At 71.2% G+C, this 985-nt stretch carries 1 pseudogene; it reads left to right on the forward strand.

The window, feature by feature from the left end:
• Positions 1-345 precede the first annotated feature (345 nt).
• Positions 346-985, forward strand: a pseudogene (locus AC2W7M_RS26265) (AraC family transcriptional regulator); the annotation flags it as partial.

Here is a 985-nt window from a genome sequence, read left to right on the forward strand (position 1 = left end):
GAACCGCCGCGCCGGCCTCGGCATTGACGTTCGACGATCACCACGCGGGCCCCTTCGCCCACCAGCATGCGCGCCACCGCCGCGCCGAGCCCGGAGCCGGCGCCTGGTGACGTAGAAAGACGTGTGATCCCTGATCTGCATCCTTTGGCCCTCCCGTCGGCCCTCCGGCGATGTCTTGCCCGGCGATGTCTTGCCCGGCGGCGTCTTGCCTGGGGGCGTCTTGCGCCCCGCATTCGCGGCGATCTAGCCGCCCTTTCATATGGCAAGCGATGACGCTATTGGCATAATTTACTGATTGATTTTGCCATATAGCGCGCGACCCCGAACGCGACCGAAGGAGGCCCCATGGAGCGGCGCATGATCTCGGCCGGCTTCGTGGAGGACGCCCTCGCCGGGGTGCGCCGCGCCGGCCTGCCGGTGGCGCCGCTGCTGGCGCGCGCGGCATTCCCGAGCCCGTGGGCGCCTCGGTCTCGGCGGAGCAGTATGGCGCGCTGTGGCGCGAGATCGCACGCACGCTCGACGACGAATATTTCGGCCTGGGCGCGCGGCCCATGCGCGCCGGCAGCTTCGCCATGCTGTGCCAGGTGATCCTCCATGCGGCGACGTTGGAGGAGGCGCTGAAGCGCGCGCTGCGCTTCCTGCGCCTCGTGCTCGACGCGCCCCACGGCCGCCTCGTGGTGGAGGATGGCCTTGCCCGGATCGTGCTGGAGGATGACGGGCCGGCGCGCTCCGCCTTCGCCTATCGCACCTTCTGGGTGATCGTGCACGGCATCACCTGCTGGCTGGTGGGCCGGCGCATCCCGCTGCGCGGGGTGGACTTCCGCGCCCCGAGCCCGGCGCACGGGCCGGACTACGGCCTGTTCTTCGGCGCGCCGGTGCGCTTCTCCCAGCCGGCGAGCGTGCTCGCCTTCGACGCCGCCTTCCTGAACTGCCGGCGACGGCGCGACGAGAAGGCGCTGGCGGAATCCTGCGCGCGCGCGCACAC

It is taken from the genome of Xanthobacter sp. BG11Y11_SDJG, from assembly GCF_057364445.1.